The 10220-nt window shown below is 70.4% G+C and carries 6 protein-coding genes and 1 pseudogene; 1 reads left to right on the top strand and 6 read right to left on the bottom strand.

Features of this window, described 5'->3' with window-relative positions:
- The 6 genes and pseudogenes from ACFTZL_RS33575 to ACFTZL_RS33550 all read right to left on the bottom strand — a co-directional run.
- Positions 1–366: pseudogene (locus ACFTZL_RS33575) on the bottom strand (hypothetical protein); the annotation flags it as partial.
- Positions 351–1478, bottom strand: a complete 1128-nt coding sequence (locus tag ACFTZL_RS33570; protein WP_382590630.1) for a ParA family protein — start codon at positions 1476–1478, stop codon at positions 351–353. The pseudogene ACFTZL_RS33575 and the gene ACFTZL_RS33570, both read right to left, overlap by 16 nt.
- A 413-nt stretch (positions 1479–1891) precedes the next feature.
- A complete protein-coding gene (gene ald, locus ACFTZL_RS33565; protein WP_382590627.1) occupies positions 1892–3016 on the bottom strand; it encodes an alanine dehydrogenase in 1125 nt (374 codons plus the stop codon).
- A 136-nt stretch (positions 3017–3152) separates the two neighbouring features.
- The gene (locus ACFTZL_RS33560; RefSeq protein ID WP_382590624.1) at positions 3153–5192 is read right to left on the bottom strand and encodes a tetratricopeptide repeat protein; all 2040 of its coding nucleotides are present in this window, start codon (positions 5190–5192) and stop codon (positions 3153–3155) included.
- Positions 5193–5461: 269 nt separating this feature from the next.
- Positions 5462–6088, bottom strand: coding sequence for an NUDIX domain-containing protein (locus tag ACFTZL_RS33555; protein ID WP_382590621.1), 627 nt, complete (start codon positions 6086–6088; stop codon positions 5462–5464).
- A 96-nt stretch (positions 6089–6184) separates the two neighbouring features.
- Positions 6185–7843 carry a CTP synthase gene (locus ACFTZL_RS33550; protein ID WP_382590633.1) on the bottom strand — a complete coding sequence of 553 codons (1659 nt, stop codon included), beginning with the start codon at positions 7841–7843 and terminating at the stop codon, positions 6185–6187.
- 521 nt (positions 7844–8364) lie between these two features.
- Between ACFTZL_RS33550 and ACFTZL_RS33545 the strand changes: the two genes are divergently transcribed.
- The gene (locus tag ACFTZL_RS33545; RefSeq protein ID WP_382498082.1) at positions 8365–10167 is read left to right on the top strand and encodes a glycoside hydrolase family 15 protein; all 1803 of its coding nucleotides are present in this window, start codon (positions 8365–8367) and stop codon (positions 10165–10167) included.
- Positions 10168–10220 lie beyond the last annotated feature (53 nt).

Here is a 10220-nt window from a genome sequence, read left to right as displayed (position 1 = left end):
GCGTGCGGCCGCCCGTCCGCGCTTGCGTGACGCCGCGCCCGCGGAGGCGGCGGCAGAACCTTCCTGCGCCGCCTGGCGCCGCCCGGAGCCGGAGCGCTCCGCGGCCGCTGAGCGGCTGCGGGACTCCCCGGCATCGGCCGACTCCGCGTCCGCCGCCACATGCTCGGCGCCCTCGCCGTCGCCGCCCTGTGCGGGCACCGACTGCGGCGCGTCCTCCGCGGCAGCCGCCGCGTCGCCCTCACCCGCCGGAGCGGGCACCCTGGCGTCGCCGTTGGCCTGGCGCCTGGGCGTGGACGACTGCAGCCCCATCCCCCCTGTCGTACGGAAGAGTTCGTCGGCCCCCGGCAGACTCACTCGGCGTGACACCGGGCGAGCACCTCCCTGGCGAGCTGGCGATAGGCGGCGGCACCGACGGAGTTGGAGGCGTACGTGGTGATCGGCTCACCGGCGACCGTGGTCTCCGGGAAGCGCACCGTGCGCCCGATGACCGTGTGGTAGACGTGGTCGTCGAACGCCTCGACGACACGCGCGAGCACCTCACGGCTGTGCACCGTGCGCGAGTCGTACATCGTGGCGAGGATCCCGTCGAGTTCCAGCTCCGGGTTGAGCCGTTCCTGGACCTTCTCGATGGTCTCCGTCAGCAGCGCCACACCGCGCAGCGCGAAGAACTCGCACTCCAACGGCACTATCACCTTGTGCGCGGCCGTCAGGGCGTTGACCGTGAGCAGGCCGAGCGAGGGCTGGCAGTCGATGACGATGAAGTCGTAGTCGGGCAGCAGCGGCTTCAGGGCGCGCTGCAATGTCGACTCGCGTGCGACCTCGGAGACGAGCTGGACCTCGGCCGCCGACAGGTCGATGTTGCTGGGCAGCAGGTCCATGTTGGGGACCGCCGTCTTCAGCAGCACCTCGTCGGCCGCCATGCCCCGCTCCATGAGCAGGTTGTAGACGGTGAGGTCGAGTTCCATCGGGTTGACGCCGAGACCGACCGACAGCGCGCCCTGCGGGTCGAAGTCCACGAGCAGGACCCGGCGTCCGTACTCCGCGAGCGCGGCACCCAGGTTGATGGTCGACGTCGTCTTGCCGACGCCGCCCTTCTGGTTGCACATCGCGATGATCTTCGCGGGACCGTGGTCGCCCAACGGTCCCGGGATCGGGAAGTACGGCAGCGGGCGCCCGGTCGGACCGATGCGCTCCCGGCGTTGTCTGGCCGCGTCGGGCGCGAGAGTGGCCGCGTACTCGGGGTCGGGCTCGTACTCCGCGTCGGGGTCGTAGAAGTGCCCCTCGGGCAGGTCGTCGTAGTCGGCGAGTTGGTTGTGGGGCGCGCCACTTCCGCCGCCGGCCATGGCGTTCACGTGATGGCCATCCATCTTCTGGTGTGCTGTGTGAGTCGCCTGCTGACTCTGGTGGGCTGCGAAGGTGCGCACAGCGACGGAGCCGACAGCCGCGAATCCCGCGGGCCCCTGGTCCCGTGCAGGCATTCCTGGTTGACCACCCCCGGGAGTAAATGTCGACTCATTCACAAGTCGTCTTACCTCCTTGGTGACCAGGAAACTTCTAGACAGGTCAGCGTGGCACCATGCCGACGGTTGGCGACTCTATGGCGTGTCGGGCGTCCGCAGCAACACAATCCGCCGGACCCGGCCCGATGTGTCGGCAATGAAACATCCCGCTGTCAAGGGCGTACGGCCGTCGCACGGCAGGTTTCACCGGTGTGCGAATCGGTTGAAGGGTTACGTTCGAGGCGAGTTGCTCGAGAAGCGCGAAGTGACCATACACACATCCGGCCGGACCTTGTCGGGCAAGGTCCGGCCGGGTGCGCGGCGTTGACGGCCCGTGTTGACGTATCGCCTTTACGGGTTGATGACTTAGCCGATTTACCGGCCTCCCGGACTCAGACGAGCAGCGAGGCCAGCTCCACGTGCTCCACGCCGTGAGCCTCGGCGACCTCGCGGTAAACGACCTTGCCGTCATGCGTGTTGAGCCCCCGGGCCAGCGCCGGGTCACGGCGCAGCGCCTGCGCCCAGCCGTGGTTCGCGAGCTCCACGATGTACGGCAGCGTGGCGTTGGTCAGCGCGTAGGTGGAGGTGTTGGGCACCGCGCCGGGCATGTTGGCGACGCAGTAGAAGACCGACTCGTGGACCGGGAAGGTCGGCTCGGCGTGGGTGGTCGGACGGGAGTCCTCGAAGCAGCCGCCCTGGTCGATCGCGATGTCGACAAGGACACTTCCGGGCTTCATCCGCGAGACGAGCTCGTTGGTGACCAGCTTCGGGGCCTTGGCGCCGGGGATCAGCACGGCGCCGATGACGAGGTCGGCCTCCAGGCAGGCCTTCTCCAGCTCGAAGGTGTTGGAGACGACGGTCTGGATCTTCGTGCCGAAGATCTTGTCCGCCTCGCGGAGCTTGTTGACGTCCTTGTCGAGCAGGGTCACGTGGAAGCCCATGCCGATGGCGATCTGAGCCGCCTGCCAGCCCGAGACACCGCCGCCGATGACGACGGCCCGCCCGGCCAGGACGCCGGGGACGCCGCCGGGCAGCACGCCCCGGCCGCCGTTGGCGCGCATCAGGTGGTAGGCGCCGACCTGCGGGGCCAGCCGGCCCGCGACCTCGGACATCGGGGCGAGCAGCGGGAGCGCGCGGCTGGGCAGCTCGACCGTCTCGTACGCGATCGCCGTGGTGCCGGACTCCAGGAGGGCGTCCGTGCACTCCTTGGAGGCGGCGAGGTGCAGGTAGGTGAAGAGCGTCTGGTCCTTGCGGAGGCGGTGGTACTCCTCGGCGATGGGCTCCTTGACCTTCAGCAGCAGGTCGGCGGCGGCCCACACCTCATCGGCGGTGCCCAGGATCTGGGCGCCGGCGAGGACGTACTCCTCGTCCACGATCGAGGAGCCGGCGCCTGCGCCGCGCTCGATGACGACCTGGTGGCCATGACGCACCAGCTCGTGCACGCCGGCGGGGGTGATGGCCACCCGGAACTCGTTGTTCTTGACCTCGCGGGGGATGCCGACCTTCACGTCGATCACGGTCCTTGGCTCAGAGGGTATGGGGGCATTACTAGGCATACCCGGCCGCGCACGGGCACACCGGGAGAGACCGCAGGAGAACGTGCGGCAGAGCCAGTCTAATGAAGGTGTTCCCGCTGTCTAGCCTTTCATTGCATCAATCTTCAGCGGATGCGGTACGGATTTCGCAGGCGTCAGCGTCATCTTCCTGGTTTACCTCCCCCAAGAGCCGCTCGGCGGCGCCCCGATGCAGCCCTGCCGACGCGGGGTCGCCCAGGCGTTCGAGGGTGTCGGCGACCCGCAGATGCAGCGCGGCCTGCAATCGCGTGTCCTCCGCCCGCCGCGCCCATTCCACGGCCTCCCGGCAGGTGCGCAGCGACTCGTCGGGCCGGCCCGCGTACTCCTGGACCCGTGCCAACTCGCTCAGGGCCCGCGCCTGGGCGGCCACGTCGCCGAGTTTGCGGTGCCCGGAGATCGCCGCGCGCCAGTTCCGCAGGGCCTCGCCGTAGCGGCCCGCGAAGGTGTGGGCGGCGGCGATCCGCCCGTACAGCCGGGCGGCGTCGGCGCGCTCGCCCCGGGCGAGCCGCTCGACCAGGGCCCGGCCGAACCAGTCGGCGGCCCGGTCGAAGTCGCCGAGCTCCAGGTGCGCGCCGCCTACGGATTCCATCGCCCGTCCGGCGGCGTACGGGTCGTCGACCTCGCGTCCGGCGTCCAGCGCGGCCCGGTAGCGCACCAGCGCGTCGGCCGTGCGGCCGGTCCGGGCGTCGAGATCGCCGAGGTTGAGCAGGGCGGCGGCCCGCTCGCGGGGCAGGTCGCGGCGCTCGGCCACATCGAGGACCAGGCTGTGGATGTCGTAGAGGTCGGGCGCGGCCGCCTGGGTGCCGACGTGCGCCGCCATCGCCCGCACGAGCTGGGACATCAGCCGCCGGGCCAGGGTGTCCAGCTCCCCGTCGTCGACCGCGAGCCGGGCCGAGGCCAGCAGGGCGGGCCGGGTCAGGCGCAGCCAGTCGGCGGCCGCCCGGGGGGTGGCGAACCGCAGGGCACGCGGCATGTCGAGGAGTTTCTGGCGTGCCTGGGGGCTGTCGGTCTCGGTGATGGCACGGCAGGCCTGGAGCAGCCGTACGGTCCGCTCCAGCATGCGGGCACGGGCCACCCGGAGCTCGGCCGGACGCTCGTGGTGCCCGGCGAGGACGCGGAGCATCGGGTGCAGACAGCCGGGGACCTCGTACTGGGGCAGCGGCGAGTCCACCGCGTGCAGGAAGCCGAGGGCGACGAAGTCGTCCAGGGTGGTGCGGGCACTGTCGACCGAGCAGCCGACGAGCGCGGAGGCGGTCTGCGGGTCGACCAGTCCGGCCGGCGCGAGGGCGAGCAGGCGCAGCATCCTGGCGGGGGTGGCGGGCAGGACGTCGTAGGCGAGGCGGAAGACCCGGCTCAGGGCGGTCCCCTCGGCGGGGTCGGTGCGCAGTTGCTTGGCGAGGTCCAGGACGGCCGCCTTGGGGCGGGCGGCGAGCCAGCCGCCCGCCAGCATCAGCGCGGCGGGCTGCCCCTGGCACTCCTCGGCCAGGCCCTCGGCGGCCCGGGGGTCGACGGTGATGCGGACCGAGCCGGTGTGCCGGGACAGCAGCTCCACTCCGGACTTGGCGTCCAGGCCGCCCAGAGTGCAGGGGCGGACGTCCGAGATGCCGGTCAGCGGGCCCTCGGAGACCGCGACGACCAGGCAATCCGGGGTGTCCGGCAGCAGGGCGTCGACCTGCTCGGCGTCGGCCGCGTCGTCCAGCAGGAGCAGCGCGCGGCGGTCGGCCAGGGCGCTGCGCAGGGTGTCGGTGAGGTCGTCGCCGCAGGCCCCGGCAGGGGCCACCCGGTCCAGGGCGGCGAGCAGCTCACGGGCCGCGCGCTCGACGGGTACGGGGGTGCCGTCGGGGTCGGTCAGGCGGGCGCGCAATACCCCGTCGGGGTAACGGTCCGCGACCTGGTGCACGAGTTCCTCGGCGAGTGCGGTGCGTCCCGAGCCGCGCCGGCCGGCGATGAGCAGCACCCGCGCGCGTGGGGGTTTGCGGCCGGCGAGGGTGTCCAGGCCGGCGCGCTCGATGTCGGCGCACAGTTCCTTCAACTCCCGTGTGCGGCCCAGGAACTGACTCTCGCCGGCAGCGTGTCCGGTCAGCCGCACGTCGCCTGTCTCCACGACCTGATCCGTCACGGGCCACACTCCCGTCCCACGCACGCAAGCCCGCCGGGAATCCGGTTCGGGCGTGCCTCAGAGCCTAGTTCACGCTCTGCAACGTTCCGGGTGGAGCACGACGGGCACGGCAGCCACATCCCCCGATCGGATCAGCCGATCGTAGGACTGACAGCGTGGGGGCCGCGCCTCGAAGGGGCGCGGGGAACTGCGCGACCAGCCACGGCTACACCGCACCCGACCAACGGCCTTCGCGGCACCCACCTGTCCCAGCACCCCCAGCGGAGCGCCTACGCCTCGAACGGCCGCGCCGGCCACGGCGCCTGGGCCGGGCGCAGTGCGTCCAGGCCGTTGCCCGCGCGGGCGGCGACCAGGGACAGGACGCCCACCACGAGGCAGTTGTTGTGGAGTTCGCCGGCCAGTACGCCCCGGACGAGGTCCTCGACCGGGACCCGGTCCAGTTCCATGTCGGCCTCTTCCTCCTCGACCGCGAAGCGCTCGCCCTCGGCCTCGGACAGATCGCGGGCGAGGAAGATCCGTACGGCCTCGTCGCAGCCGCCGGGAGTGGTGTAGACGTCGGTCAGCACCCGCCAGTCCTCGGCCTTGACGTGCGCCTCCTCGTACAGCTCCCGCTGCGCGGCGTGCAGCGGGTTCTCGCCGGGGACGTCGAGCAGACCGGCCGGGATCTCCCACAGCTTGTGGCGCACGGGGTGGCGGTACTGGCGCAGGACCAGGACGCGGTCGGCCTCGTCGAGGGCGAGGACGGCCACGGAGCCGGGGTGGACCTGGTAGTCACGGCCGACCACGGTGCCGTCGGGCATGACCACGTCGTCGGTGCGGACGGAGGTCTTGTTGCCGACGAAGGGGGTGTCCGTCGCCCGGACCTCCCACTCCTCCGGGGTGTCCTTGATCGTCATGCCTGTCCTTCCACGTACCCGACCCGACCTGCTGAAAAGAAACCGGGGTGCACACCCTTTGAAGGGATGCACCCCGGCCACCGTACAACTGGTGTGTTACTTCGAAGTCTTCCGCTCGACCGAGGCCTTGACGAGCCCGGCGAACAGCGGATGCGGACGCGTCGGACGCGAGCGCAGCTCCGGGTGTGCCTGGGTGGCGACCAGGTACGGATGGACGTCGCGCGGGTACTCGACGTACTCGACGAGCTTGCCGTCCGGGGAGGTGCCGGAGAACTGGATACCCGCCTTCTTCTCCAGCTCGGCCCGGTAGGCGTTGTTCACCTCGTACCGGTGACGGTGCCGCTCCTCGACGTACTCCTTGCCGTCGTACACCTCGCGCACGATCGACCCCTCGGCCAGCTTGGCCGGGTACATGCCCAGCCGCATCGTGCCGCCCATGTCGCCCTCGCCGGCGACGATGTCGAGCTGCTCGGCCATGGTGGAGATGACGGGGTGGCCGGTGGCCGGGTCGAACTCGGTGGAGTTGGCGTCCTGGATGTCGACCAGGTTGCGCGCGGCCTCGATCACGATGCACTGCAGGCCCAGACAGAGGCCGAGCAGCGGGATCTTGTTCTCGCGGGCGTACTTGATCGCACCGACCTTGCCGAGCACGCCGCGGTCGCCGAAGCCGCCCGGGATGCAGACGCCGTCGACGTCGCCGAGCTGCTGGGCCGCGCCCGCCGGGGTCTTGCAGTCGTCGGAGGTGACCCACTTGATCTTCACGCGGGCCCGGTTGGCGAAGCCGCCGGCACGCAGCGCCTCGGTGACCGACAGATAGGCGTCGGGCAGGTCGATGTACTTGCCGACCAGCGCGAGGGTGATCTCGTGGTCGGGCTTGTGGACACGGTCGAGCAGGTCGTCCCAGGTGGTCCAGTCGACGTCCCGGAACGGCAGGTCCAGCTTGCGAACGACATAGGCGTCCAGGCCCTCGCCGTGCACGGTCTTCGGGATGTCGTAGATCGAGCGGGCGTCGGGGCAGGCGACGACGGCGGCCTCGTCGACGTCGCACATCAGCGAGATCTTCCGCTTGATCGCGGTGGGCACCTCGCGGTCGCAGCGCAGCACGATCGCGTCCGGCTGGATACCGATGTTGCGCAGGGCCGCAACCGAGTGCTGGGTGGGCTTCGTCTTCAACTCACCCGAGGGCCCGATGTAGGGCAGGAGCGAGATATGGACGACGAAGACGTTGTCACGGCCGACCTCGTGACGGACCTGGCGGACGGTCTCCAGGAACGGCAGCGACTCGATGTCGCCGACCGTGCCGCCGACCTCGGTGATCACGACGTCGACCTCGTCCGTCGCCATGCGGCGGATGCGGTGCTTGATCTCGTTGGTGATGTGCGGGATGACCTGCACGGTGTCACCCAGGTACTCGCCGCGCCGCTCCTTGGCGATCACGGTGTTGTACACCTGACCCGTGGTGACGTTGGCGGAGCCGTCCAGGTCGCGGTCGAGGAAACGCTCGTAGTGGCCGATGTCCAGGTCGGTCTCGGCGCCGTCGTTCGTGACGAACACCTCACCGTGCTGGAAGGGGTTCATCGTGCCCGGGTCCACGTTCAGGTACGGGTCGAGCTTCTGCATCACGACGCGCAGACCACGGGCCTTGAGCAGCATGCCGAGGCTGGAGGCCGTCAGGCCCTTGCCGAGCGAGGAGGCGACACCCCCGGTGACGAAGATGTGCTTGGTCGTCGAGTTTCGAAAAGCAGCGGGCGGCATGGCCAAGAGGGGGCTCCCGTGGTCGCGGTTTGGGGGTGCGGTGCGGCTGCCTGCCGGAGGCTTCTCCGGGGGTTGCCGTCGCTGCGGTTCGGGGGTTTGCTGGCCCACCGGTCCACGGGCTACCAGCGTATCAGCGCCGCGGGGCGATGGCTTCCGGCCACGCTCCGCGCACACGCCGACACGGAGGCGATCATCGTTACCGGTCTCTCACCCCTTGCTCACTCGTTCGGCGTACCTGCCTTGCCCGGAGCGGCACACAGATCATCTGCGTGCGTCGTATCCTGCTCGGACACTCGCTGCCGAGCCCGCCCGGCCCAACGGCACCACCCCCCGCCCGTGAGCGCCGGAACAACGTGAGCTCGTCAGTTCGTTGAGCAAGAATTGGCGCTTTGCGTCACGGCTGAGTGACCTGTTTTGCTTCACAGCTCAACGACGCATTGCAAGACCTGCTGAAACCCCCCTTGACCGCACTAGCGACAGCCCCCTCGTGGGGTGACGTGGCCGTTCGACTGGAGTTGCACGTGGCCGGGCGCATCGAAGACTACGCACTCATCGGAGACATGCAGACCGCTGCCCTGGTCTGCCGGGACGGGACGGTCGACTGGCTGTGCCTGCCCCGCTTCGACTCGCACGCCATCTTCGCCGGCCTGCTGGGCACCGAGGAGCACGGCTTCTGGCGGCTCGGCCCCGCGTACGCCTCCGACCAGCAGCCACCCACCGCCGCCCGGCGCAGCTACCGCGGTGACTCGCTGGTCCTGGAATCCGAGTGGGACACCCAGCGGGGCACGGTCAGGGTGACCGATTTCATGCCGCCGCGTGACGGCGCCCCGCAGCTGATCCGGATCGTGGAGGGCGTCTCGGGCCGTGTGCCGATGCGCTCGGCGCTCAGGATGCGGTTCTCGTACGGCCGGGTGGTGCCCTGGGTGCACAAGCACGAAGGGCGCACGGTGGCCGTGGCGGGCCCCGACTCCGTGTGGTTCGACACATCCGCCGAGACCTACGGCAAGTCTCTGACGACGTACGCGGATTTCACGGTCGCCCCGGGTGACCGGATCGCGTTCACGATCTCCTGGCAGCCCTCGCACAAGGAGCCGCCGCCGCTGCCCGAGCCGGAGCAGTCGCTGGAGGCGACGGAGGACTTCTGGCGCGAGTGGGTCGATCACTGTACGTACCACGGCCCCTACCGCGAGGCCGTGATCCGCTCGCTGATCACGCTGAAGGCCCTGACGTACGCCCCGACCGGCGGCATCGTCGCCGCGCCCACCACCTCCCTGCCGGAGGACATCGGCGGCGTCCGCAACTGGGACTACCGCTACACGTGGCTGCGCGACGCGGCGATCACCCTGTCCTCGCTGCTGCGCACCGGCTACCGCGAGGAGGCCCGCGCCTGGCGCGAGTGGCTGCTCAGGGCGGTCGCGGGCGACCCGGAGAACCTGCAGATCATGTACGGCATCGCCGGCGAGCGCGAGCTGGGCGAGGCGGAGCTGGACTGGCTGCCGGGCTACGAGAACTCCGCCCCGGTCCGGGTCGGCAACGGCGCGGCCCACCAGCTCCAGCTCGACGTGTACGGCGAGGTCACCGAGGCCCTGCACCTGGCCCATATGACGGGCCTCGCGCGCAACGACTACGCCTCGCTGCTCCAGCTCAAGCTGATCCGCTACCTGGAGGGCCACTGGCAGGAGCCGGACGAGGGCATCTGGGAGGTGCGCGGCCCGCGCCGCCACTTCGTGCACTCCAAGGTGATGGCCTGGGTCGCGGTCGACCGCACGATCAAGCTGATCGAGTCCGGTGACGCCGACGGCCCGCTGGAGCGGTGGAAGGAACTGCGCGACGACATCCACCGGGACGTGTGTGAGAAGGGTTACGACAAGGAGCGCAACACCTTCACGCAGTCGTACGGCTCGAAGGAGCTGGACGCCTCGCTGCTGCTGATCCCGCAGATGGGCTTCCTGCCGCCGGACGACAAGCGCGTCATCGGCACCATCGAGGCGATCCAGCGGGAGCTGTCCACGCCGGACGGCTTCATCCTGCGCTACCCGACGGAGGGCGACAACGCGGGCGTCGACGGTCTGCCCGGCGACGAGGGCGCGTTCCTCGCCTGCTCGTTCTGGATGGCCGACGACCTGGCGATGATCGGCCGCGTGGACGAGGCCCGCAAGCTGTTCGAGAAGCTCCTGGCCCTGCGCAACGACCTCGGCCTGCTGGCCGAGGAGTGGGACCCGCACCTCCAGCGCCAGGTGGGCAACTTCCCGCAGGCGTTCAGCCACGTGCCGCTGATCGACACGGCTCTGCGCCTGACGGCCTCGGGCGCCTACGGCGGCTGAACGGGCCGGGGCGGCGGATCTGCGCGCCGCCGGACACGCGAGGTGATCGTGTG

Origin of the sequence: Streptomyces sp. NPDC056948 (genome assembly GCF_042674225.1) — a bacterium.
In the GTDB taxonomy this organism is placed as follows: domain Bacteria; phylum Actinomycetota; class Actinomycetes; order Streptomycetales; family Streptomycetaceae; genus Streptomyces; species Streptomyces purpurascens.
The sequence above is the reverse complement of the archived record's forward strand: the minus strand, read 5'-3'. Positions and strand labels throughout refer to the sequence as shown.